This is a genomic window from Pseudomonas marincola (assembly GCF_900116605.1).
Lineage (GTDB): Bacteria > Pseudomonadota > Gammaproteobacteria > Pseudomonadales > Pseudomonadaceae > Aquipseudomonas > Aquipseudomonas marincola.
This window is the reverse complement of the sequence record NZ_FPBC01000004.1, coordinates 115,739-139,266: the sequence shown is the minus strand read 5'-3', so window position 1 is coordinate 139,266 and position 23,528 is coordinate 115,739. Positions and strand designations below refer to the sequence as shown.

Sequence of the window (23,528 nt, the reverse complement as noted above, 5' to 3'; positions counted from 1 at the left end):
GCCAGCTAGGTTTGCCCTTGCAGTTCGCCAACGCAACTGTGGCCAGGCCGGCCAATATTTACCGAGATGGAGTTCGACCATGCGCAGTCATTTTTTGCAGCTCATTTTTGCAACCCTCCTGTTAGCAGGCCCTTGTCATGTAATGGCCGAGCCGGAGCAGGCAGTGGCCGGTACTGAACCGGCCGTTCAGGAGCAAAACAACAGTGCGATAAACCTCAATACCGCCGATGCACAAACCTTGCAGCAGTCACTGGCTGGTGTCGGCGAGGTAAAAGCCTCGGAGATAGTCAATCATCGCGACGCGCATGGCGATTTTGTCAGCGTCGATGAATTGCTGGAGGTGAAAGGAATTGGCACCTCGATCATCGATAAAAATCGCGACAAACTGATCGTGGACTGAGATGTATACCAGCCGCCGGAGCGGAGACAGGCGGCAGGGATGTGATTAGCTGCGCCATGCCTCAGCGAGCTGGGGCGATGGCGCGGCACGCAAAACGCTTGGGGCATCTATGCTGAGGCGGGTGGGGTTGAACACGCCACCTGCCGCTGTATTGCGCGGTAAAAGGGCTCAGGCAGGAGAGGTGCCGAGCATGTCATGGATCACCGCTTCAGCAACCCGAATGCCGTCGACGCCCGCCGAGAGAATCCCGCCGGCGTAACCTGCACCTTCACCTGCCGGGAACAAACCTTTGACGTTAAGGCTTTGCAGTTCTGCGTTGCGGGTAATACGCAGGGGCGATGATGTGCGGGTTTCGATTCCGGTGAGCACTGCATCGTGCATCGAGAAGCCGCGAATCTGCTTTTCGAACGCGGGCAGCGCCTCGCGAATGGCTTCAATGGCGAAGTCCGGCAAAGACGGCGCCAGATCGCCCAGTTTCACCCCAGGCTTGTAGGACGGCTCGACGCTGCCCAGTCCCGTGGATGGCTTGCCGGCAATGAAATCACCGACCAATTGGCCAGGCGCTTCATAGGTGCTGCCGCCGAGAATGTAGGCGTGGGATTCAAGCTGCTCTTGCAGTTCGACACCCGCCAACGGGCCGCCCGGATAATCCTGCTCCGGGGTGATGCCCACGACGATACCGGCATTGGCGTTGCGCTCATTACGCGAGTACTGGCTCATGCCGTTGGTGACCACGCGATTGGGCTCCGATGTAGCCGCCACCACAGTGCCGCCCGGACACATGCAGAAGCTGTAAACCGAGCGGCCATTTTTTGCGTGATGCACCAGTTTGTAGTCGGCCGCGCCCAGTTTCGGGTGGCCGGCGTATTTGCCCAGACGGGCGCGGTCAATGATCGACTGCGGGTGCTCAATGCGGAACCCCACCGAGAACGGCTTGGCTTCCATGAACACGTCGCGGCTGTGGAGCATGCGGAAGGTGTCTCGCGAGCTGTGACCGAGCGCCAGAATCACGTGACGGCTGAGCAATTGCTCGCCGTTTTCGAGCACCACGCCTTGCAGTTGCCCGTCTTCTATCAACACATCGCTGACGCGTTGCTCAAAACGGACTTCGCCGCCCAGCGCCTTGATTTCTTCGCGCATGGTGGCCACCACGCCGGTGAGGCGGAAGGTGCCGATATGCGGCTTGCTGACGTACATGATCTCTTCCGGCGCGCCGGCTTTGACGAACTCGGTGAGCACTTTGCGGCCGAGAAATTTCGGGTCCTTGATCTGGCTGTAGAGTTTGCCGTCCGAGAATGTCCCGGCGCCGCCCTCACCAAATTGCACGTTGGATTCCGGGTTAAGCACATTCTTGCGCCACAAACCCCAGGTGTCTTTGGTGCGTTGGCGGACTTCCTTGCCGCGCTCCAGCACGATCGGTTTAAGACCGGCCTGCGCCAGAATCAAGGCCGCAAAAATCCCGCAGGGGCCAAAACCGACAACGATTGGGCGTTGTTCGGGCGCGGTCTTGGCTGCGCCCGCAGGCTTGTAGCTGATGTCGGGGCTGACGCTGATGTGGCGGTCTTCAGCGAATTTTTCGAGCAGTGCGGCTTCATCACGCACGGCGCAGTCGATGGTGTAGATGAACTGCAATTCGCTGGATTTCTTGCGCGCATCGTAGCTGCGCTTGAACAGGGTGAAGTCGAGCAAGGCGTCATCGCTGATGCCAAGACGCTGCGCAATGGCCGGGCGCAGGGCTTCTTCCGGATGATCGAGGGGTAATTTGAGTTCGGTAATGCGCAGCATGAGGGCGTCCACATTCAGGGCCGGAGGCAACCCGGCAACTTGAGAAGGCGCTGATTATACGCGGATTTGCGCGCCGCGAGACTGCCCGGCGCTGAGCCCGGTCAGCCGTTTGGCTGAAAGTGTTGCGAAGCAGCGGCTGCCAGCATCGGGGGTCGCCAGCAGCCACTTGCGATTTAGCGGTCGTATGCGCCGCCGTAGTAGGCACAACCGCGCATAACCGTGCCATTGAGGCGCAGTTCTGCGCTCAAGTGCTGCACGCCTCCGCTCATGCTGTTAATGCAGCGCTGCGGAGTGACCCACAATTCAACGCGCTCACCATTGGCTTCGCTGGCGATGCTGGTGCGGCCTTCCGGCATCTGCTCGACCACATAAGGCAGAACCAGCGGGTCTTTATCCAGACGCTTGAGGAGCATGCCCTTATTGCTGACCAACACATTCCAGTCTGGCTCAGTGCCACTGGCGTTGATCACGGTTGGCAAGAAATTCAGGTCGCGGCAGGTTTGGCCTTCGGCCTGCAGGCGATAAACCGTGTCGAGCACAAATCGGCCATCGGCTTCGTTGTTGTCACCGGCGGTCAGCTGGCCGCCAAAGTCGGCGTGAAGCGAGGTGGCGCCGTCAGCCATGAGGCGACGGGCGTCCTGAGCAACACCGGTTGGGTCATCGTCGCTGATGACAAACTGACGCTTCTCATCGCACGGCTGAAACAGCAGCTTGCCGGCACTCATTTTCACTTCGCCTTGCATGCGACTGGAAGGAATTGGCGCATCCGGCTTGCCGGTGTACACGCAACCGGCAAAAATGGGTAACAGGGCAAATACAAAGGCGCGGCTGAGTTGCATCACAAGGTCTCCTGACAAGTGCGGCCACGTTACCGAGCCCGCCCGGTGTTCACAAGAGGCAGCATGGCGATGATTCAATCTAAGCGAGTCTATGAAGCCGTAACCGATAACGACGGACAGCGGGTGCTGGTGGATCGGCTGTGGCCGCGCGGCATTAGCAAGGCTGATTTGTCTGACGTTAACTGGTGCAAAGAGGTGGCGCCGAGTGATGCGTTGCGCAAACAGTTTCACCAACACCCCGACACCTTCACTGAGTTCCGTCAGGGTTATCGTCAGGAACTGGCGGCGCATCCGGAATACTGGCAGCAACTGCTGGTGATCGCCGCACGTGAAACCCTGACGCTGCTGTATGCGGCCAAGGACACGGAGCAGAATAACGCCGTGGTCTTGGCCGAATTCCTTGAGGATGAGCTGGATAGGCGCGGCGATTCAAGCTCGCCAGTGTGTTACGCCGACGAACGCTAAGGCTATTCTGCTGCGATGTCGGTTGGCTTGAACCAGAACTCGATTTCGTCGGTGTCCTGCTCGAAAGAGGCGGCATGTTCAACATGCGCCGGTACGTGATACCAGTCGCCGATGCCGAAGCGCTGAACAGCGCCGTGCATATGCAAGATTAATTCGCCGCGAATAATCACCCCATAGTTATCGGTGTCGTGGCTGTGGGGTTCGATATGGTCGCCGCTGGCGTAGGAGGCCAGCAGGACATCGGCGCCGTCTGCCGCCAACTTGTAGGCATCAAATCGCCCGCTGTAGAGGGGTAGGGTGCGAAATTTGTCGGGATAAAGACCGCTCTTTAAACCTCCGTGTCGGGATAGCTAGAACATTCCGTGTTGATTCGGTGACTGGGCAGGCACCGCCTGAGCAATATCCCACAGTTCGACGATAAGGCCATCGACAAATCGAAACAGGTGCACCACCGCAATGCCGGGATCGCCCGGTTTATGAATCACCCGCGAGTGAACAGCCACGCGGTCACCGTCCTGCAAGCAGGTCTGTACCTCGAGTGCGGCGCAAGGATTGTTCTCGGCATTTTCCTGCATGGCCTGCATCAGCGACTGGGCATCGCCCTTGAAGTGCGGGTTATGGTGGATAAAGTCGTGGCGCACGCAGGCGCTGTAAGCCTTGGCGCTATGCCCCGAGATAGCCAGCTGGAGAAAGGCGACTGCGGTTTCTTTGTTTGACTGGGCTGTGTTCATCTTCGGCTCCTGTCAGGTGGCGCGTGATGCTGGTCCGCGATGCCAGTGGGTTAGCGCATGAGTAAAGCGCATCACCCGAAAAGCCACAATTTTCAGCTGTTACCAGCCGGATCAGCCGAGCTTGCTTCTAAACATAAAGTAAACCGCGCCCACCAGGCAAAGGCCTGCCCACAAGTAATCCAGCTTCAGTGGTTCCTTGAGGTACATCACCGAAAACGGCACGAAAACACTCAGGGTGATGACTTCCTGAATGATTTTCAGCTGGCCGACACTCAACACAGTAAAGCCAATGCGGTTGGCCGGAACCTGCAGCAAGTATTCGAACAGCGCGATGCCCCAACTGATGAACGCGGCGATTATCCAGGGTTTGTTATTCAATTCCTTGAGGTGGGCATACCAGGCGAAGGTCATGAACACATTGCTGCAGGCGAGAAGCCCGATTGAGACGAGGATTGGATTCATTGCTGTGGTTTCTGCGAGGTCAGGCCAGAGTCAGGCCGCGAGCGCCAATGATAGGGTCGAATTCAGCGCGCGTGAAGCAGCTGGTAGGCACGAAACAACTCGCTGACGGCAATGCCATCAATGGTCATTTCGCTGAGGTCGGCATCTTCGATACGAACCCCGCTCAGGCAGACGTTGCGCAGGGTAGCGTTACGCAACGAGACGTTGTTGAACTGTGCCAGATCCATGCGAACGTCATTGAAGCGGGCGTGGCTCAAATTGACGTCGTCAAAAGTCGAGCCTGTAAGGTCGGTGTTCTCGTGGTGTACGGCGTTGGTGTTCGGCATCGCTGTGCTCATTGGCAGTGGTTGCAGCATCCATTTATCGCGGCGATAACACGCGGTTGTTGAGCCTAGCGCCTGAAAAAGTAAGGCAATGCCGCCACCACGGCGCACACCGCGACCATCAGCACAACAGATTCGATGAAGTAGGGCAGGCCCATCAGCAGCAGGCCGCAAACAAAAGGCACGGCTGAGCGCTGTTTCTTGCCGTAAATGGCGTAGCCGAGGCCAATAGAGCCGAACAGCAAACCCCACAACAGTGCTGCTGTGCCTGAGTTCAACCTGAGTTACCCATCAGCGTTTCAGGCTCCAGGTGTCTGGCGCGCCCTGAACGGCGATAATTTCCGGGCTGCGCGTGCAAACTGCGCGAACCCGGTCGGGGGGCAGGAGTAACGCTTCGGCCATGCCTTGCGCGGTGTGGCGGGTTTCAGGGTTTGTGGCGGCAGCGTCTCGCAGAAACTTCAGCACCACGCCTTCATCGATTTTGAACTTGATCCATTTATAGAGCCAGTAATGGCCGATAAGCGCCACGATCACCACGATGGCAATTATCACTTTTGCTTCCATGTCCGGCTCCTGTTTCTGCGCTCAGGCTTAAAGCGCCAAGCATACGGGTTTCAGCGCCCCGGCTGCCACTGATCATAGGCCGGCAGGCCGTTGTATTCGAGCCACGGCACGTCGTATTCAGTCCAGATATGGTGCTGAGGTTGCACGCCAGGGTCTTCATCGAGTGTGGCAACGCGCACAATCACATGAGGCTGCTGGTCGCGCTCGGCAACCAAGTGCGAGCCGCAGACTGAGCAGAAGCGCCGCAGTTTGCCGGGCGATGACTCGAAAGATGCTAGTTTGTCTTCACCTTTGAGCCAGCGAAAATGCTCGCGCAGTACCCCGGCCGTGGTGGCAAAGGCCGCAGAGTGCGCCTTGCGGCAGGTGCGGCAATGACAATGCCCGATCGGCTTGTCGAGGCTGTCTATCTGGTATTCGATTGCGCCGCACAAACAACTGCCTTTCATGTTGCCTCCAGAGACGCTGGTTAATGAATGGTTATTGCTTTCAGAGGGTTCGTACCGCGCCTGAAACACGGATGGAGGCGCCTGGTGTTGGGGGAATATGCGCGGTGATTCGCGAGCGCATCCCCATGTCCTCACCCTGAATAATCTCTATTTGGCCGTTATGTGGCCAGCTTATGTCACGCAGGTAGCCCGCCAGTGCAGCGGTTGCTGCTCCGGTTGCCGGGTCTTCGTAAACGCCGCCCGAGGCAAAGGGATTACGGCTATGGATCAGCTGCGGTGTTTGCGCATAGCCGAGCAGAATGGTCACCAGCCCGGCATCGTTCATCAGCTTGCGACCAGCCTCCTGGTCGTAGCGCATGGCAGCGAGTTGTTCGCGGCTGTTGAGCATGATCAGCAAATGATCGGCGCCGCCGTTTGCCAGCGCGGGTGCAATGCGCGTGTCCAGTGCTGCACGGTTATAGCCGAACAACGTCAGGGCTTGATCCAGCAGGTCATCGGGCGCTGGCGCGCTGCGTGTGGGAGGGGATTGCAGCGCCGCCGAGAGCTGACCATCGACTTGTTGGCCTTCGACGCTGATCGATGCCAGATTCAGTTCCAGCGGATAGACGCCATTGCCGTGACGCATGGCCAGCGCTGCGCCCAGTGCAATGGTTGCATGGCCGCAGAAAGGCACTTCCGATTCTGGCGAGAAATAGCGCACGCGCCATGCCGAGCCTTGAGGCGCCGCGAAAGCTGTTTCGGAGTAACCGACTTCATGGGCGATACGCTGCATGTCTTCGGCGGCGGGCAATTCGTTACAGATAACAATGCCAGCAGGATTGCCGCCCGTTTCTCCATCAGCAAATGCCGCCAATCGTTGGATGTCCATGATCGCTCCGGGGCTAGTCGTGTGTTATCAATTTTACTGTGAAGTCCTGCGTTGCGCCTGGTGCTGCAAACAACTGTCCGAGTGTGTGAAAGTCTTCTTCGCTAGCAAAAGCGCCGCGCTGCGGTTGTTAGCGTCTGCGCTCCGCCAGTTGCGCCAGACGCAGCGCATCGCTCGTTTGCAGTCCGTATTGGGGCTCGATTTCTCAGGTGTCGGTGGCCATGGTGAAGATCAGGCGGTTGCCGAACGGGTCCATCACCGACATATCGCGGCTGCCCCACGGCATGTCGGCAATGTGCGGGCGACTGTAGCCGTAGGGTTTGGCGAGTAATTGTTGCTGCAGTGCATCGATGTCTGCGCTCTCGATACGCAGTGCCGCACCGGGGCAGCAATCGCCGTGATGCTCAGACAAGTGAATAATGCAGGCATCGCGCGAGACCTGCATATACAGCGGTAAGTCTTCGGCAAAGCGATGTTGCCAGTCGAGCGTGAAACCGAGGAAGTCGACATAAAATTCAAGGGCCTTGGCACTGTCGAAAATCCGCAGAATCGGGGTGGTTTGCAGCAGCTTCATGGCCACGCGCTCCCTGTGCGAGTTGTTGTGTGAGCCTTGTATAGTTCAGCCCGGCGCTTCAAAGCTGGCGCGGGGCAAACATGATGATTGCCATGCCCAGCAGCGCCACGCCGCCGCCAATCAGGTCCCAGTGGCTGGGTTTGATCCCGTCCACCAGCCACAGCCAAATCAGCGCGGTTGCTATATAAACGCCGCCATAGGCTGCATACACGCGACCTGCGGCCGTTGGGTGCAGGGTTAAGAGCCAGGCAAACAGGCTCAGGCTGAGCAATGCCGGGAGCAGCAGCCAAATGCTCTTGCCTTGCTTCAACCACAGATAGGGCAAATAGCAGCCGATTATTTCGGCCAGCGCGGTCAGTACAAACAGGCCGATGGTTTTAAGCTCAGGCATGGGCGATTACCTGCAACAGGCGCTGGTGCGGGGAGTCAAAATACATCTTCGACTACGTCCAGAATGAAGTCGGCGCGCTCTTCAATACTCACCTTGGGCACCTCGACAGGCGTGTATCCCCAGAGCGTGTACCACTGTTTCAGTCCCTCGAAAACCTGCACCGACTCCTCGAAGGTCTGGTCGCGCTCGGTGTCGGTCGCGTAGATTTCCGGCCACGGCTCGAACAAAAACACCACCTCGTTGTACGGATGGGCAACCACTTTGCGGGCCTTGTCGAGGTGTGAAAGGGCGCCGATGACATTGAGCATGTACAACGCATCGAGAACGCCACGGTCGTAAAACGTGGGTTCGTCTTCGATCCAGAGTTTGTGATATTGCTCGATGTCTGCGCGCAGAACGTCCTGGGCAAAGGTTTTCGGGTCTGGGCGCGGCGGCAGATTCTGACTCAGACGGGCTTGGATGATTTGCCTGGCAGACTCCGGTGCAACCGCCAGTTCACGTTGCTGCAAGGCATGCAGTACGCTGGTTTTGCCCGCACCCGGGCCGCCCGTGAGTACAAATCTGCTATTCATTTACACCGCCAATGTGTGCTGGGAGTCATCTGCTGCTGCCGAGTGTTTGCGTGGCCGTGGCACAAGGTCTGAGCACTTTACCCGAGCACAGGTTCAAGTTTGTTGAAAAGTTACAGATTGAACCGGCCACGTACTTAGGCTTCGGGTGTGCCCGTGTCCTGGTCGCCTGAAGACAAACCAGCCCGTGCGGCTGCGGCCAGGGCCTGATATTTGAGTTTGAAGGCATCCAGCGCGTCTTCTTCCAGCTCTTCAAGGTCCAGCAACGCGTTGTGCGCACCTTGGGTGGCACGAATCAACTCATCCAGCTTGACCTGAATCGCCTCGGTGTCGCGGTTCTGGGTGTTTTGGATGAGGAACACCATCAGGAAGGTGATGATGGTCGTGCTGGTATTTATCACCAACTGCCAGGTGTCGCTGAAGCCAAACAGCGGGCCGCTGATCAGCCACACGACGATTAATCCGGCAGCGAAGGTGAATACGCGTGGGCGGCCGCAAAAGTGTGCCGCCGATTTGGCGAAGCGGGAATACCAGGCGTTGCGTTGCATCAGGCAGCTCCAGTGACGGTTGTGGGCTTACTTTTGTCGAGATTTACGAGTCGATGATCATGTCGTTTAGCAGCACTCAGTCTTGGATGAAGGTGGCTGCACAAAAAAGGGATCAGCCGACCATTTGCATCGGGCTGATCCCTTGTTTAACGGTTGAGCTTTGGGCCTGAGGCGTTAGCTATTAACCAGTTGTTTCTTGAATTTCTTGGCCTTGAACGCCAGCACCACCATGATCACGCCAAAAACAACCGCATATGTGGCGATGAGCCAGAGCAGGGTCAGAGCACCGGCAAGCGGTTGCGCCACCATGATCACGCCAAACAGAATCGAGGCGGCACCTGCCAGAATCAACAACCACTCACCCTTGATCTCACGGCGCAGACGAATAGCCGTAACCACCTGCATTACCCCCGATGCAATCGCCCAGATTGCAATGTAGAACATCAGCGCCACGGTCGTAATGCCCGGGGCTGTGAGCGTCAGTACCCCAATGCCCACGCCGACCAGCCCCCAAAGAAGAAAGGCCCACCAGTGATCGTCTTCTTTACGCCCGGATATTGCAGTCCAAATCCCCAGTACCCCATCTGTCAGGCTGTAGATACCGAACAGAATGACTAATGCCGCCAGAGAAATGCCCGGTTGGATCCACGTCAGTACGCCAAACAAAATTGCTATCACGCCGCGTACCAGCAGCATCCACCATGTATCGGAAAGAATGCCGGACAATTGGTTTTTATCCATCTGAATATCCATATGCGATTTACTCCGTCAATTAAGAACCTGCCACTTCAGTCTATGCCAATCTGCAATTTTTGCTTGAGTCATACGCCGTCCAGAAATGTGCGCACGGGGTGTCTAACAGGCATGGATCGGGGCTTTAGCGATACGGGGCTGGGGGAAAGGACAACGTGGTACGGCGTCGACGTTTTTTGCGACCGAAGCTGCCCGGCAAAATAGTAGGGCTAGCCCACCGAAAGATGGATAACCGCAGGTTAAGTGACCATTGAGAAAAGGTGCGGCATTGTCGCGGGCCCGAGATTGGGCGATTGTCATCGCCATGACGGATTACTCGGCGCCGCCGTGTTATCCATCCTCCGGTTTAGCCATCAAGACCGAGGCGAGTGGCGGAGGATGGATGAACCGCAGGTTGATCCATCATTGGGGGATCGGCGTGTAATGGTTGCGCCCGCATTGGGCGATTGTCATCGCCATGACGGATTACCCGGCGTAGCCGTGTTATCCATCCTCCGGTTTGGACATCAAAACCGAAGCGAGTGTCGGAGGATGGATGAACCGTAGGTTGATCCGTCATTGGGGGAGCGGCGTGAAATGGCTGCGACCGGTTTAGGCGATTACCATCGCCATGACGGATTACCCGGCGTAGCCGTGTTATCCATCCTCCGGTTTGGCCATCAGGACCGAGGCGAGCGGCGGAGGATGGATGAACCGTAGGTTGATCCGTCATTGGGGGATTGGTGTGTACAGGTTGTGACCGGTTTAGGCGATTGCCATCGCCATGACGGATTACCTGGCGCAGCCGTGTTATCCATCCTCCGGTTTGGCCATCAGGACCGGGGCGAGTGGCGGAGGATGGATGAACCGAAGGTTGATCCATCATTGGGGGAATGGTTTTGTAACGCGCATAAAAAAGCCCCGGTTATTAAACCGAGGCTTTGAATTTGGCTCCACGACCTGGACTCGAACCAGGGACCCAATGATTAACAGTCATTTGCTCTACCAACTGAGCTATCGCGGAACAACGGTGCGTATCCTACTGATTCAGAACGGAAAGTCAACACTCTACCGATCATTGAAATGCAATTTTTTTCGCTCTTTTATAATTTTAGCTGGCGCTGCAGAATTTTGGCCGGTGAGGCGCTGCTGAAAAGAAAAAAACGGCATAAAAACCCAGATTATTTAGAAGCAATCTGGGCCTTTAGCCGTTTTCAGGGTGCCGATTATCTCGACACCGTTTCTGCTGGAGGCGCATTTTGGTTGCGCCTCTTAATCGCTTACAGGACGCTGGCGATTGCTTCGGTCACTGCTGGCAGGTTGCGCTGGTTCAGCGCCGCTACGCAGATGCGGCCTGTGCCGACGGCGTAGATGCCGAACTCGTTGCGCAGGCGTTCTACTTGCTCGGTGGTGAGGCCGGAGTAGGAGAACATGCCGCGCTGTTGGGCAACGAAGCTGAAATCGCGCTTGGCGCCACGGGCAGCCAGTTGTTCAACCATGGCCATGCGCATGTTGCGGATGCGGTCGCGCATTTCGCCCAGCTCGGCTTCCCACATCGCCCGCAGCTCTGGCGTGTTGAGCACGGTGGCGACAACGCTGGCGCCATGCGTTGGCGGGTTGGAGTAGTTGGTGCGGATGACACGCTTGACCTGCGACAGAACGCGGCCGGTTTCGTCGTTGGAGCCGGTCACGATCGACAGTGCGCCGACGCGCTCGCCATACAGCGAGAACGACTTGGAGAACGAGCTGGACACGAAGAAGGTCAGGCCCGACTGAGCAAACAGGCGCACAGCCACGGCATCTTCTTCAATGCCGTCGCCAAAGCCCTGATAAGCGATGTCGAGGAATGGCACGTGCTCGCGCTCACGGAGGATTTCCAGGATCGCTTGCCAGTCTTCAAGGTTCAGGTCCACGCCGGTCGGGTTGTGGCAGCACGCGTGCAGCACAACGATTGAGCGGGTTGGCAGGTTCTTCAGGTCTTCGAGCAGGCCGCCGCGGTTTACACCGTTGCTGAATGCATCGTAGTAGCGATAATTACGCACAGGGAAGCCGGCCGACTCGAACAGGGCGCGGTGGTTTTCCCAGCTTGGGTCGCTGATGGCGACAGTTGCATCCGGCAGCAGGCGCTTGAGAAAATCTGCACCAATCTTCAGTGCGCCGGTACCGCCGAGCGCCTGAGTGGTGACTACCCGGCCTTCGCTGATCAGTCGCGAGTTGGCGCCGAACAGCAGGGTTTGTACCGCTTGGTCGTAAGCCGCAATGCCTTCAATTGGCAGATAGCCGCGCGGGGCGTGCGCTTCAATGCGCGCCTTTTCCGCCTCGGCCACTGCGCGAAGCAGCGGAATACGGCCTTCTTCGTTGGTGTACACACCAACTCCGAGGTTGACCTTGGTGGCGCGGGTATCCGCGTTGAATGCTTCGTTAAGACCCAGGATAGGATCGCGCGGAGCCATTTCGACGGCAGAGAACAGACTCATGGATGCGGCAACTCTGTGGCAAAGAGTGGAGGGCAGCAAACCGCAGTCGGCAAGGGCTGCGGGTTACGTAGTTGGCCCGGTAGTATAACGGGCCTGTGCACGTGCTGCGACTGCGCAAGCACGCTTTTCGTTAGGCTCTTTTGCCGCGTTAACGCCAGTTGACGCAGAAACGGCAATAGACCCTCGTTATGACGTACTCTATTGGGTCGCGTCACAACCGTTTGTCGAGGTTTGCTATGTCTGAGTTTGAATTAGTCACCCGTTTTCAGCCTGCAGGTGATCAACCGGAAGCAATCCGGCAGATGGTCGAGGGCCTTCAAGCTGGGCTCTCTCACCAGACCCTGCTCGGCGTGACCGGCTCGGGCAAGACCTTCAGCATTGCCAACGTAATTGCTCAGGTAAAGCGCCCGACGCTGGTGCTGGCGCCGAATAAAACTCTCGCCGCGCAGCTTTACGGGGAGTTCAAGAGTTTCTTCCCGCACAACGCAGTCGAATACTTCGTTTCCTACTACGACTATTACCAGCCCGAGGCGTATGTACCGGCGTCGGACACGTTCATTGAGAAAGATGCCTCTATCAACGACCATATCGAGCAGATGCGGCTGTCGGCGACCAAGGCGTTGCTGGAGCGCAAAGACGCGATTATCGTCACCACCGTGTCGTGCATTTACGGTCTGGGCAGCCCCGAGTCGTACTTGAAAATGGTCCTGCACGTTGACCGTGGCGATCGCATGGATCAGCGCGAACTGCTGCGCCGTCTGGCCGACTTGCAATACACCCGCAACGACATGGACTTTGCCCGTGCGACCTTCCGGGTGCGTGGCGATGTAATCGACATCTTCCCGGCGGAATCGGACCTCGAAGCGGTGCGCATTGAGCTGTTCGATGACGAGGTGGAGAGCATTTCGGCATTTGATCCGCTGACCGGCGAAGTGATCCGCAAAATGCCGCGCTTCACCTTTTACCCCAAGAGCCACTACGTAACGCCTCGCGAAACGTTGATGGAGGCAATCGACAAGATCAAGGTCGAGTTGGCCGAGCGCCTCGAATACCTGCGCGGCGCCGACAAGCTGGTCGAAGCGCAGCGCCTTGAGCAGCGCACACGGTTTGATCTGGAGATGATTCTCGAACTCGGCTACTGCAACGGCATCGAAAACTACTCGCGCTATCTGTCCGGTCGCGGGCCGGGCATGCCGCCGCCAACTCTTTACGATTACCTGCCGGACGAAGCCCTGCTGGTGATCGACGAGTCGCACGTGAGCGTGCCGCAAGTGGGCGCCATGTACAAAGGCGACCGCTCGCGCAAAGAGAATCTGGTCAATTACGGCTTCCGTTTACCGTCGGCGCTGGATAACCGCCCGATGCGTTTTGAGGAGTGGGAAGCCGCCAGCCCGCAAACCATCTTTGTCTCGGCAACGCCTGGGCCGTATGAAGCTGAACATGCCGGACGGGTGATTGAGCAAGTGGTGCGGCCGACCGGTCTGGTCGACCCGGAAATTGAGGTGCGCCCGGCGCTGACGCAGGTTGATGACTTGATGTCAGAAATCCACAAGCGCGTGGAGATCGGTGAGCGCGTGCTGGTGACTACACTGACCAAGCGCATGGCTGAAGATCTGACCGATTATCTCGGCGATCACGGCATCAAGGTTCGCTACCTGCACTCCGACATCGACACGGTTGAGCGGGTCGAGATTATTCGTGATCTGCGCATCGGCGCGTTTGATGTGCTGGTCGGGATCAACTTGCTGCGTGAAGGCTTGGATATGCCGGAAGTCTCGCTGGTGGCGATTCTCGATGCCGACAAGGAAGGCTTCCTGCGTTCTGAGCGTTCATTGATCCAGACTATCGGTCGTGCCGCGCGAAACCTTAACGGCCGGGCGATTCTCTACGCGGACCGAATGACTGGCTCCATGGAGCGCGCAATCGGCGAAACCGAACGCCGCCGCGACAAACAGATCGCCTTCAATAAGGCAAACGGCATCGTGCCCAAGGGCGTGTTCAAGGACGTCAAAGACATCATGGAAGGCGCCGTGGTGCCGGGCTCGCGCAGCAATAAGCGCAAAGGCATGGCCAAAGCGGCAGAGGAGCAGGCGCGCTACGAAAACGAACTGCGCTCGCCGAGCGAGATTGCCAAGCGGATTCGTCAGCAGGAAGAGAAGATGTACCAGTTGGCTCGCGATCTGGAGTTCGAGGCTGCGGCGCAAATGCGCGACGAGATACAGAAATTGCGCGACCGCTTATTGCAGGTTTGATCGCTTTTATTGCGCGGGCGGTTTTCCCGCGCAGTGATTGCGATTAGTGGGCCTTCCACTTTTTCGCGGTATCGGCGAGTTGTTCACGCATGCCTTCAAGTGTTGCCGACAACTCATGCGTCAGCAGTATGTAGCCACCCAGGCTGGAAATGGTGTCGGCCTCAAAGTGCAGCGGTTTTTCCAGCGGATGGCGTTGCTTGCTGATCGCATTCGCCGAGCCGATGCGCAGTGCACGCGCCATGCCCACCAATAAGCGCCTGATGCTGCGATTCTCTGCGCCCAGCGCGGACTGCAATAACGCCAAACCTTGTTCGTCATTCGGCCGGGTATGCGCGAGAATTTCCAACGTGCTGATGCACATGCGCAAACTGCGCTGAATCGCGTCCATGCGGGTCATGGATATGTGCATTTCCTTGGCCGCCGAAGGCATTAATGAACGCAGTTGCACCATTGTCTTGTTCAGGCGATTGAGAATCGCCTGATGCTCATCGCCCGTTACCGGCTTGCCGGAAATAATCCGACTATGAATGGCCGCGCAATCACGCAGTGCGCCCGACAGGTTGTAGCGCCAGGAATAAAACGCGTAGAGCGGCAAAGCAAACGAGAACAGCAGCGCCAGGACGATACCAATCAGAATATTCAGGCTGCGCCAAATGCCAATGCTCAGCGGATTATCGCCATGCCCGGCGACGATAAACAGGGTGATGGCCGAGAGCAGGGCGATGTAGCCGCCCTTGTCGATGGCGTGATAGGCAAACACGCCGCAGCATAACGACATCAAGGTGTACGTCAGCACTGGCATTTGCAGGTAGTCGTGCTGGATAGCCAACAGCAAACCCAAACCAGCGCCGATCAGTGTTCCTGCCGCACGTTCTGCGGCCTTGCGGCGAATATTGCCGTGATGCTGCAAGCCGCCAATAACCACCAGCATGGTCACCGAAGCCCATTCACCGTGGGGCACACTGATGCCGGTGGTGAGCAAAATGGATACCAGCAACCCGACCGAAATACGTCCCGCATGGATATAACGCGCATTGCGATAACGCCGGTACGGATCAGTAACCGGGCGAACCAGTTTGTGCAAAAAAGTGCGGATACGAAGAGTGTGCAAATCGCCGCCTGTTCGATGTTCAAGGGTCGGACGTTCAGAGTACTAAAGTCCATCTGCAAACCGTAGCCCAAAGCCGGTCAGCCACCAAACGCCGATGCGTTGCGCAGAGAGATTTTATCGCCGGCCGATAATATGCCGACCCCGTATAACCGGTGGCGAGCCATGACGGAAGCCGCGACGCGGATTCCATCCTCCACATTCAACCCAGAACCGAAACCGGAACACCGAAAAACCGAAAACCCGGAGGATGGATAGCGTGCGCAGCACCGCAATCCGTCAAGGCGATACAATCGCCCAATCAACAGACCAACGCAAAATCCCTCACCGCCCAAAGCCCAAAGCCAATCCGCGCAACACAGCCCCGCCGTCATGACGGAAGCCGCGATGCGGATTCCATCCTCCACATTCAAACAAGGACCGAAACCGGTGATCCGAAAAACCGGAAAACCGGAGGATGGATAGCGTGCGCAGCAACGCAATCCGTCAAGGCGATGCAATCGCCCAATCAACAGACCCACGCACAATTTCGCACCGCCCAAAGCCAATCCGCGCAACACAGTCCCGCCGCCATGACGGAAGCCGTGATGCGGATTCCATCCACCACATTCAAACCGGAACCCAAATCCGGACAACCGAAAAACCGGACAACCGGAGGATGGATAGCGTGCGCAGCACCGCAATCCGTCAAGGCGATGCAATCGCCCAATCAACAGACCACCGCAAAATCCCGCACCGCCAAAAATCCAAAGCCAATCCGCGCAACACAGCCCCACCGCCATGACGGAAGCCGCGTTGCGGATTCCATCCTCCAGATTCAAATAGGAACCCAAATCCGGACAACCGAAAAACCGGACAATCGGAGGACGGATAGCGTGCGCAGCAACGCAATCCGTCATGGCGATGCAATCGCCCGATCAACAGACCCACGCAAAACCCCGCACCGCCAAAAAGTCCAAAGCTAATCCGCGCAACACAGCCCCGCCGTTATGACGGAAGCCGCGTTGCGGATTCCATCCTCCACATCCAAACCGGAACCCAAATCCGGACAACCGGAAAACCGGACAATCGGAGGATGGATAGCGTGCGCAGCACCGCAATCCGTCAAGGCGATGCAATCGCCCAATCAACAGACCAACGCAAAATCCCGCACCGCCATAAAACCAAAACCAATCCGCGCAACACAGACCACCGCCATGACGCAAATCGCGATGTGGATTCCATCCTCAGAAATAAACCTCAAACATCGCTTGGATGACGGCGATCCGCGCGCGGTGTGGCCGAAAATGCAGACCTTAGCGTTTGCCCATCGAACGACGGGTGCCGTTTGGTGCGGGGCCGATCTTCTTTTCGTGGGCGGATTTATGACCTTTGCCGTGCCACGCTTGATTGTCGTTCTTGCCCGGCGCAAATGTGGCGGGTGAGAACGGGAATTTGAAGGCAGGAATAACCGGCTTGCTGTTGGGTTCGCCAGTCGCTTCAGGCGTCGACTCGTTGATAGCTGCCTCCGGCGAAATCGCTTGGGGCTCGAGTGACTGGGCGGGCGTTTGTTTTGTGGTCATGATGATCCGGCAGGCGCTGGGGGAATAGGGGGCGCGAGTATACGCCTTGCCCGCTAATTAGCTATGCAGGGCGCTGGCCGCTGATCAAATTCCGATGCGCAGCGTCAACAACGCGCCTGGCACATAACCCGGATGAGGGGCCGGCATGGTTTTAATCGATGTGACATTAAAGCTGACCCGTTCATGGCGCGTCTTGGCTGCGGCAATAAAATGACTGGGTTCGTGGTTGCGTCCGGGTATGGCGACCAAGCGCGTCAACAGTTGAGTGTTCCGGCCACCCTGGCTCAGCCGGCGCTCAATACTCACCGCCTTGATTTCTGTAAGCCCCATGCTGGCCGAGGCCATTGGTGGTTGGATCAGAGATTTGTCCATGCCGGTTGCACCGACTCGTTCAGACAGGCAGGCGGTGATTAATCCGGTAAAGGTGAGACAGAGCGCGTGGAGGTGGAGCATTGCACAATCCTTGTGGGGTAAATCCATGCTGAAAATCAGCGCGATAGTCGTTGACTCGATGCGCCAATTCTAGAGCCAGCAGCGCTGGCTAGGGCTAACCGCAATCACACAATTGCCGACACAAGGCGTGCCACTGCCAGAGGCTTGCAAAACTGTGATCTACGCCAGCAACAGCAACTCGCTGGTAGGCCAATAGCGTTGAGCCGTCCTGAGAAATGGACTGATTTTCTACCGTTGATCGCTTTTGGAAAATCTTTCGTAAAGTAAATCAAGAAGCAGGCCGATATGCCCGAAGAGGCCTCTATTGCACAGTTTTCGGCGTTAAAAAAACACTGTAAATTTTGTGGGATTGGCAATGGTGTTGCGTATATAGTGGCTATTTGATGTCAATGGTGCCGTTTCGTCGTCTGCACCCAATAGGTGTTTCATGCTTGCCAGCAGTTACAACAGTGTTTTTGTCATCTTTTCTCTGATTGTTGCCATTCTCGCGTCTTACACTGCCCTGAACATGGCTGGGCGTGTTTCCAGTTCCAGAGGGGCGTCCCACACGGGCACGTCCTCTACTGGCATGTCCCGAACGGGCACGTCCTCTACAGGCACGTCCCGCACGGGCAAGTCCCAATACAGCAAATCATCTGCGCTCTGGTTGGCGGGCGGCTCGTTTGCGATGGGCTTTGGGATTTGGTCGATGCACTTTATCGGCATGCTCGCATTCAGTTTGCCCATCCCGCTGGGCTATGACGTCACGCTGACAGTGCTGTCGTTGTTGATCGCTATCGTATCCTCGGCCTTTGCGCTGTGGCTGGTTTGCCAGCACAATCTTCCCGGCGTGCGGCTCGGGGTTGGCGGCTTGTTGATGGGCTCAGGCATCGCCGCCATGCATTACACCGGCATGGCCGCAATGATGATGACGCCAGGCGTGGTCTATATCCCGTGGCTGTTTGTGTTGTCGATTGTTATTGCCGTTCTCGCTTCGTGGGCATCGTTGTGGATTGCCTTCCGCCTGCGCAGTGACAGCAAAAAGAATACCTACGCGCGTATTGGTGCATCGCTGGTGATGGGCTGCGCCATTGTCGGTATGCATTACACCGGTATGGCGGCTGCGCAGTTCCCGGTGGGGAGTTTCTGCGGCGCGGCGAACAGTGGCATTGATACCAAGTGGTTGGCGGTGCTGGTGATTGTTGTGAGCCTGGCTGTGTTTGCCATTGCTCTGATTATTTCGATGCTGGATGTGCGCACCAATATCCTCGCCACCTCCCTGGACCGGGCCAACAGCGAACTCTTGCAGTTGGCGCTGCATGACACCCTGACCAAGTTGCCGAACAGACTGCTGCTTAACGACCGCCTGGAACAGGCGATCAATAAGTCAGCACGCGAGCGTTACCCCTTTGCGGTGCTGTTCATGGACTTGGATGGCTTTAAAGCGGTCAACGATGTTTATGGGCATCACACGGGTGACCGCCTGCTTATGGAAGTTTCACAGCGGATTCTGAATACCAAGCGGGTTGAAGATACGGTGGCGCGCATAGGCGGTGACGAGTTCGTGTTGTTGATTGATCCGAGCGCTCCTGAAGACGCAGCGGCATTGGCGCAACGTTTGATCGACACCATCAACAAGCCTTACAGCATCGCCGGTAACGCCCTCAATGTGAGTGCAAGCATTGGCATTGCACTATTCCCGCATGATGGCAAGACCGCGCACGATCTGATGATTAACGCCGATGCGGCGATGTATCACGCCAAGGAAACCGGTCGTAATGGATACTGCTTCTTTGAGAGCAAGATGAACGCCAACGCGCACGAGCAAATGCAGCTGCAACAAGAGTTGCGCAATGCTGTTGAGCGCAATGAATTCCTTTTGCACTACCAACCAAAAATGCTCGCACCGAAAGGCCCGATGATTGGCGTCGAAGCGCTGTTGCGCTGGCAAAGCCCTGAGCATGGTCTGATTCAACCCGATATTTTCTTGCCACTCGCAGAGAGAAGCGGGTTGATTATCCCGATTGGCAACTGGGTGATTGATGAAGCTTGCCGGCAAATTCGCCAATGGCATGACGAAGGCCATACCAGCTGGAGCGTAGCGGTAAACCTTTCGACAGTTCAGTTGGCCCATGCCAGCTTGATCGATGTTGTACGTGACGCTTTGGCGCGGCATTCGCTCGATGCACGCCATCTGGTTCTGGAAGTGACCGAGTCCACCGCCATGCGCGATGCCGAGGCCAGCCTTGAGGTGCTCAATCGTTTGTCGGCACTGGGTGTGAGTATTTCCATCGATGACTTTGGCACCGGCTACTCCAGCCTGTTGTACCTCAAGCGGCTGCCCGCCAATGAGCTGAAAATCGACCGTGGTTTCGTCACTGAGTTGGCGCAAGGCAATAATGATGCAGCGATCGTTTCAGCAATCATCGCGCTGGGGCAAACCCTCGACATGCGAATCGTGGCTGAAGGTGTGGAAACCACTGGCCAACAGGAACTGTTGACGCGTTTGGGTTGCGACACCTTGCAGGGATATTTCCTGGGCAGGCCCATGCCGGCAAACAAGTTGATCAACAGTTTGGCTGCAAACACCGCAATGGCTAATGATGCTGTGGCAGCTGGGTAAAGTGGCGCTCATATCAATCTGAATCGGCCCAATCTGAACACCGCTGAGCCGGCTGCAGTTGATGATGCAAGCAAAGAGACGGGGACGGCTCTGGTCAGCAAGCGACCGGGCCCGTCCCCGTTTTGCTGTGAGCCTGTTGCATCACGTGCCTGCCAACAACTGGAGCGTGGCGGCAATCGCTGCTTGAATGATGCACGACGAGTTTTTCTGCTAAGGCTCTAGCGAAATGATTGCGGGCGTGGTGCGAAGCAATGGATTCACTGATTACAGCGGCGGCGCAGGCACTGGCGGCGGGCGATGCGTTAGGTGCGCTGAATCGGGTTGCCTTGCGTGATGATGCGCCGGCACTGGCGTTGCGCGGCATTGCCATGGCGCAGCTGGGTGATTTGGCGCGGGCGAAAATACTGCTGCGCAAAGCCCGCCAGACGTTTTCGCCCCGGGAGACAATGGCTCGTGCACGCTGCGCAGTGGCTGAAGCCGAAGTCGCCCTTGCCGACAGAGATCTGAATTGGCCGACTCAGGCTTTGCTGAGCGCGCGGGCCACTCTGGAGGCTCATGCTGATCTTGAAAATGCGGCGCACACGTATTATCTGCAAGCCAGACGCTGGCTATTGCTCGGCCGGTTGGATGAGGCGCAGCAGGCGCTGGTCAAGCTTGATGGCAGGCGTTTGTCTGCGGCCCTGAAAGCAGCCTGTGAGTTGGTTGTTGCGGGCATTGCCATGCGGCGCTTACAGGCGCAGCCCGCACGCGACGCACTCGAGCGGGCGCTGCATTCTGCGCGGCAATCGGCTATTGCGGCACTGGTGAGCGAGGTGGAAAACACCTTGCGGGTGATCAATCAACCAGTTGCCCGGCTGCTGAAAGGCGGGCAGGCGCAGCCGCTGTTGCTTGATGAGGTAGAAGCGCTGCACGCCTCTTCGGCGCTGGTGGTTGATGCCTGTTGTTATGCGATCAGCGACTCGCGAACACGGGTATCACTGGCCACCCGGCCCGTGTTGTTTGCGTTGGCGTATGCTCTGGCTGAGGCGTGGCCTGCGGATATTGCCCGGGCAGCGCTTTATGAGCGCGCGTTTCGCGGCACCTTCAGTGATGAAACCCACCGCGCCAGACTGCGCGTAGAGATCGGCCGGCTCCGCGGTTTGTTAGGCGAAATGGCCGCGATCAAGGCGACTGCCAACGGTTTTGTTCTGCAGCCGCGTGCTGACGAAATCGCGGTGCTGGCACGACCTGTCACTGACAAAAACGGCGCCATACTGGCATTGCTGAGTGATGCGCAAGCTTGGTCCAGCTCGGCCTTGGCCATGGCATTGGGCATCAGCCAGCGCAGTGTGCAGCGGGCACTGGATGCATTGGAGACGTCCGGGCTGATAAAGCCAATCGGCAACGGCAGAGCGCGTCGCTGGATCACCTCACCGGTGCCGCGATTCGCGACGACCTTGTTACTCCCGGTCTCATTGGCAACTGATTAATCTGGACTTCTCGATCACTGATGAGGTTTTAAGCGATGAAACGTTCCAGTGCTGAAATTGTTCGTGAGTTTTCCGATTTCCCCGGTGTTGATCACGTCAACGGTGTGAGTTACGACGGCACGCATGTGTGGGTCGCGACCGGTGCCAAACTCAATGCGCTCGACCCGCAAAGCGGTGTCATCCTCCGCTCGCTGGATATTGCGGCTCATGCGGGTACGGCGTTCGACGGGCGCTATTTGTATCAGATAGCGGAAACACAGATATACAAACTCGACCCGCAAACCGGCGCGGTGCTTGCCAGTATTGCCGCGCCGGGAGGCGGTGAGGATTCGGGATTGGCGTGGGCAGAGGGTTCGCTTTGGGTGGGCCAGTACCGTGAGCGCAAGATCCACCAGATTGATCCCGAAACCGGCAAGTTGATTCGCAGCATCGACTCCAATCGCTTCGTCACCGGCGTGAGTTGGGTCGATGGCCAGCTGTGGCACGGGACCTGGGAGGGTGATGAAAGCGAGCTACGCCAGATCGATCCCCAGTCGGGCGAAGTCCTGCAAAGCATGGTCATGCCTGAGGGCGTTGGTGTTTCCGGGCTTGAGTCGGATGGCGGCGAGCTGTTCTTCTGCGGCGGGGGGAACAGCGGCAAGGTGCGGGTAGTGCGCCGACCCCGCGGATGACGAGTCAGCGCAACGGTGGGAGGTTCGCCCACCGTTGCGTGTTCAAGCGGTTACTGGCGGCGCAGCATCAGCAATGCAATGACTACGCCGAGGGCGGCAATGCCGGTGGCAATAATGCCCAGCGACGCCAAGCCAAAATGGCGGATACCCAAGCCACCAATAATCGCGCCCAAGCCAATCCCGGCGTTCGCGGCCGAGATATTCATCGTCGCCGCCAGCGCCTGAGCCTTGGCGCCTGCTTGCATGACGCGCACCTGACACACCGGAAACATGGCGGTGTAGGCAACGCCCCAGGCGATAAGTGCGATCACCAGCCCAATAGAATTTGTGGCCAATGGCACAGCAGCGAGCATGCCCGCGCCAAGAATTAACAGGAACAGCAGCATTGCGCCGAGCGGGCTTTTATCGACCATGCTGCCGCCAATCTGGTTGCCGATCATGCCGATAGCGCCGAAGCCCATCAACCACCAGCCAACTTGACTGGCCGGGATGCCCGCGAGGCTTTCCAATGTGTCAGCCAGATAGGTGTAAGCCGTGAACATCGCAGTAAAGGCGACGACTGAGAGCAGCACGTGGGCGAGAAAGCGCGGCTCCCTGAGGATCGTCGTTTGCTTGTCGCCTGCTGCGCGTTTGGGCGATGAGGGCAGCGTTGGCATGCACAGGTGCATCAGCAAGCCAATCAGCAAGCACAGCGCCGCCAGAATCCAGAAACTACCGCGCCAGCCCACTGAGTCTGCCGCAAGGGTGCCCAGCGGCACACCGAACACCAGTGCTGCGGAGATGCCCAGATAAACCCTGGCGACTGCTTTACCAGCCTTGCTCGGCCCGGCCAATTGTCCGGCTGTTTCGCTGGCCGTGCCCCAGAAAACCGGTAGAAACAGCGCCGGGATAAACCGTGCCAGCGCCAATATCCAGAAATTGCTGGCGAGCGCGGCCAGCACGTTGGAAGCCGCAAAAATCAGCAGAATACCGGTGAACAGTTGCTTGCGATTAACCTGCGCCAGCTTGGCGGTTAGCACGGGCCCGAACAGCATGACGGTAAAGGCAAACAGTGTGACCACCTGGCCTGCCAGCGCGACGGAAATGTTCAGGTCACGCGCGAGCGCAGGCAGCAGGCCGACAATCAGGAACTCTGTGGTCACGATGACAAACGCGGCCACCGCCATGATCAGAATCTGTAAGCCTGTGCGGGAGGTATCTGGCGTGATTGCGCTCGGCGTCAGCGTCGAGGTTTGCATAA

General features: G+C 57.6%; 28 protein-coding genes and 1 tRNA gene. 8 read left to right on the top strand and 21 right to left on the bottom strand.

Going from position 1 to position 23,528, the window contains the following annotated elements; translation table 11 throughout:
• Positions 1 to 79 precede the first annotated feature (79 nt).
• Positions 80 to 400, top strand: coding sequence for a ComEA family DNA-binding protein (locus BM395_RS08500; protein WP_069901794.1), 321 nt, complete (start codon positions 80 to 82; stop codon positions 398 to 400).
• Positions 401 to 568: 168 nt separating this feature from the next.
• On the opposite strand, the gene BM395_RS08495 is transcribed toward BM395_RS08500, so the two are convergent.
• Complete coding sequence (locus BM395_RS08495; RefSeq protein ID WP_090510600.1) at positions 569 to 2,185, bottom strand: NAD(P)/FAD-dependent oxidoreductase; 1,617 nt, start codon at positions 2,183 to 2,185, stop codon at positions 569 to 571.
• Positions 2,186 to 2,358: 173 nt separating this feature from the next.
• Positions 2,359 to 3,024, bottom strand: coding sequence for a COG3650 family protein (locus BM395_RS08490; protein ID WP_090510597.1), 666 nt, complete (start codon positions 3,022 to 3,024; stop codon positions 2,359 to 2,361).
• Positions 3,025 to 3,093: 69 nt separating this feature from the next.
• Here BM395_RS08490 and BM395_RS08485 point away from each other — a divergent pair, with 69 nt between their 5' ends.
• Positions 3,094 to 3,489 carry a DUF488 domain-containing protein gene (locus BM395_RS08485; protein WP_069901928.1) on the top strand — a complete coding sequence of 132 codons (396 nt, stop codon included), beginning with the start codon at positions 3,094 to 3,096 and terminating at the stop codon, positions 3,487 to 3,489.
• A gap of 2 nt (positions 3,490 to 3,491) precedes the next feature.
• On the opposite strand, the gene BM395_RS08480 is transcribed toward BM395_RS08485, so the two are convergent.
• The 15 genes from BM395_RS08480 to BM395_RS08410 all read right to left on the bottom strand — a co-directional run bounded on the left by BM395_RS08480 (position 3,492) and on the right by BM395_RS08410 (position 12,171).
• A complete protein-coding gene (locus BM395_RS08480) occupies positions 3,492 to 3,749 on the bottom strand; it encodes a cupin domain-containing protein (protein ID WP_090510594.1) in 258 nt (85 codons plus the stop codon).
• Between the two features lie 90 nt (positions 3,750 to 3,839).
• Positions 3,840 to 4,220, bottom strand: coding sequence for a nuclear transport factor 2 family protein (locus tag BM395_RS08475; protein WP_090510592.1), 381 nt, complete (start codon positions 4,218 to 4,220; stop codon positions 3,840 to 3,842).
• Between the two features lie 111 nt (positions 4,221 to 4,331).
• Positions 4,332 to 4,682 (bottom strand): DMT family protein, encoded by a 351-nt coding sequence (locus tag BM395_RS08470; RefSeq protein WP_069901799.1) that lies wholly within the window; start codon positions 4,680 to 4,682, stop codon positions 4,332 to 4,334.
• 62 nt (positions 4,683 to 4,744) lie between these two features.
• Positions 4,745 to 5,008: a pentapeptide repeat-containing protein gene (locus tag BM395_RS08465; RefSeq protein ID WP_212633018.1), complete on the bottom strand. Its 264-nt coding sequence runs from the start codon at positions 5,006 to 5,008 to the stop codon at positions 4,745 to 4,747.
• Between the two features lie 65 nt (positions 5,009 to 5,073).
• On the bottom strand, positions 5,074 to 5,283 hold the full coding sequence (locus tag BM395_RS08460; RefSeq protein WP_090510586.1) for a hypothetical protein: 210 nt from the start codon (positions 5,281 to 5,283) through the stop codon (positions 5,074 to 5,076).
• A gap of 13 nt (positions 5,284 to 5,296) precedes the next feature.
• Positions 5,297 to 5,569, bottom strand: coding sequence for a hypothetical protein (locus BM395_RS08455; protein ID WP_090510583.1), 273 nt, complete (start codon positions 5,567 to 5,569; stop codon positions 5,297 to 5,299).
• A gap of 50 nt (positions 5,570 to 5,619) precedes the next feature.
• A complete protein-coding gene (locus BM395_RS08450; protein ID WP_090510580.1) occupies positions 5,620 to 6,015 on the bottom strand; it encodes a GFA family protein in 396 nt (131 codons plus the stop codon).
• A 40-nt stretch (positions 6,016 to 6,055) separates the two neighbouring features.
• A complete protein-coding gene (locus BM395_RS08445) occupies positions 6,056 to 6,883 on the bottom strand; it encodes a PhzF family phenazine biosynthesis protein (RefSeq protein ID WP_090510577.1) in 828 nt (275 codons plus the stop codon).
• A gap of 202 nt (positions 6,884 to 7,085) precedes the next feature.
• Complete coding sequence (locus BM395_RS08440) at positions 7,086 to 7,454, bottom strand: glyoxalase superfamily protein (RefSeq protein WP_090510576.1); 369 nt, start codon at positions 7,452 to 7,454, stop codon at positions 7,086 to 7,088.
• 58 nt (positions 7,455 to 7,512) lie between these two features.
• Positions 7,513 to 7,845, bottom strand: coding sequence for a YnfA family protein (locus BM395_RS08435; protein ID WP_069901806.1), 333 nt, complete (start codon positions 7,843 to 7,845; stop codon positions 7,513 to 7,515).
• Positions 7,846 to 7,880: 35 nt separating this feature from the next.
• On the bottom strand, positions 7,881 to 8,417 hold the full coding sequence (locus BM395_RS08430; protein WP_090510574.1) for an AAA family ATPase: 537 nt from the start codon (positions 8,415 to 8,417) through the stop codon (positions 7,881 to 7,883).
• 134 nt (positions 8,418 to 8,551) lie between these two features.
• Positions 8,552 to 8,962, bottom strand: a complete 411-nt coding sequence (locus BM395_RS08425) for a low affinity iron permease family protein (RefSeq protein ID WP_090510571.1) — start codon at positions 8,960 to 8,962, stop codon at positions 8,552 to 8,554.
• Between the two features lie 174 nt (positions 8,963 to 9,136).
• Positions 9,137 to 9,703 carry an HdeD family acid-resistance protein gene (locus BM395_RS08420; protein WP_069901929.1) on the bottom strand — a complete coding sequence of 189 codons (567 nt, stop codon included), beginning with the start codon at positions 9,701 to 9,703 and terminating at the stop codon, positions 9,137 to 9,139.
• 939 nt (positions 9,704 to 10,642) lie between these two features.
• Positions 10,643 to 10,718, bottom strand: a tRNA-Asn gene (locus BM395_RS08415).
• A 256-nt stretch (positions 10,719 to 10,974) separates the two neighbouring features.
• Positions 10,975 to 12,171, bottom strand: coding sequence for an amino acid aminotransferase (locus BM395_RS08410; protein ID WP_090510568.1), 1,197 nt, complete (start codon positions 12,169 to 12,171; stop codon positions 10,975 to 10,977).
• A 236-nt stretch (positions 12,172 to 12,407) separates the two neighbouring features.
• Here BM395_RS08410 and uvrB point away from each other — a divergent pair, with 236 nt between their 5' ends.
• Positions 12,408 to 14,423, top strand: a complete 2,016-nt coding sequence (gene uvrB, locus BM395_RS08405; RefSeq protein ID WP_069901810.1) for an excinuclease ABC subunit UvrB — start codon at positions 12,408 to 12,410, stop codon at positions 14,421 to 14,423.
• A gap of 43 nt (positions 14,424 to 14,466) precedes the next feature.
• Here the strand turns inward: uvrB and BM395_RS08400 are convergent, their stop codons facing one another.
• The gene (locus BM395_RS08400) at positions 14,467 to 15,534 is read right to left on the bottom strand and encodes an FUSC family protein (protein WP_242454870.1); all 1,068 of its coding nucleotides are present in this window, start codon (positions 15,532 to 15,534) and stop codon (positions 14,467 to 14,469) included.
• Between the two features lie 152 nt (positions 15,535 to 15,686).
• On the opposite strand from BM395_RS08400, the gene BM395_RS23135 reads away from it, so the two are divergent.
• Together BM395_RS23135 and BM395_RS23320 are read left to right on the top strand one after the other, a co-directional pair.
• Positions 15,687 to 16,496: a hypothetical protein gene (locus BM395_RS23135; RefSeq protein ID WP_141124083.1), complete on the top strand. Its 810-nt coding sequence runs from the start codon at positions 15,687 to 15,689 to the stop codon at positions 16,494 to 16,496.
• A 119-nt stretch (positions 16,497 to 16,615) separates the two neighbouring features.
• Positions 16,616 to 16,789 carry a hypothetical protein gene (locus BM395_RS23320; RefSeq protein WP_170860566.1) on the top strand — a complete coding sequence of 58 codons (174 nt, stop codon included), beginning with the start codon at positions 16,616 to 16,618 and terminating at the stop codon, positions 16,787 to 16,789.
• A 37-nt stretch (positions 16,790 to 16,826) separates the two neighbouring features.
• On the opposite strand, the gene BM395_RS08395 is transcribed toward BM395_RS23320, so the two are convergent.
• Both BM395_RS08395 and BM395_RS08390 read right to left on the bottom strand, forming a co-directional pair.
• Complete coding sequence (locus tag BM395_RS08395) at positions 16,827 to 17,093, bottom strand: hypothetical protein (RefSeq protein WP_244528954.1); 267 nt, start codon at positions 17,091 to 17,093, stop codon at positions 16,827 to 16,829.
• Between the two features lie 84 nt (positions 17,094 to 17,177).
• Complete coding sequence (locus tag BM395_RS08390; protein ID WP_141124082.1) at positions 17,178 to 17,573, bottom strand: hypothetical protein; 396 nt, start codon at positions 17,571 to 17,573, stop codon at positions 17,178 to 17,180.
• Positions 17,574 to 17,973: 400 nt separating this feature from the next.
• On the opposite strand from BM395_RS08390, the gene BM395_RS08385 reads away from it, so the two are divergent.
• The 3 genes from BM395_RS08385 to BM395_RS08375 all read left to right on the top strand — a co-directional run bounded on the left by BM395_RS08385 (position 17,974) and on the right by BM395_RS08375 (position 22,288).
• Entirely contained in the window at positions 17,974 to 20,148 is a 2,175-nt protein-coding gene (locus tag BM395_RS08385; protein WP_090510561.1) for a bifunctional diguanylate cyclase/phosphodiesterase, read from the top strand.
• A 251-nt stretch (positions 20,149 to 20,399) separates the two neighbouring features.
• A complete protein-coding gene (locus BM395_RS08380) occupies positions 20,400 to 21,617 on the top strand; it encodes a Fic family protein (protein ID WP_090510559.1) in 1,218 nt (405 codons plus the stop codon).
• A gap of 35 nt (positions 21,618 to 21,652) precedes the next feature.
• Entirely contained in the window at positions 21,653 to 22,288 is a 636-nt protein-coding gene (locus tag BM395_RS08375; protein ID WP_090510557.1) for a DUF5074 domain-containing protein, read from the top strand.
• Positions 22,289 to 22,338: 50 nt separating this feature from the next.
• On the opposite strand, the gene BM395_RS08370 is transcribed toward BM395_RS08375, so the two are convergent.
• On the bottom strand, positions 22,339 to 23,526 hold the full coding sequence (locus BM395_RS08370; protein WP_090510554.1) for an MFS transporter: 1,188 nt from the start codon (positions 23,524 to 23,526) through the stop codon (positions 22,339 to 22,341).
• Positions 23,527 to 23,528: the final 2 nt, after the last annotated feature.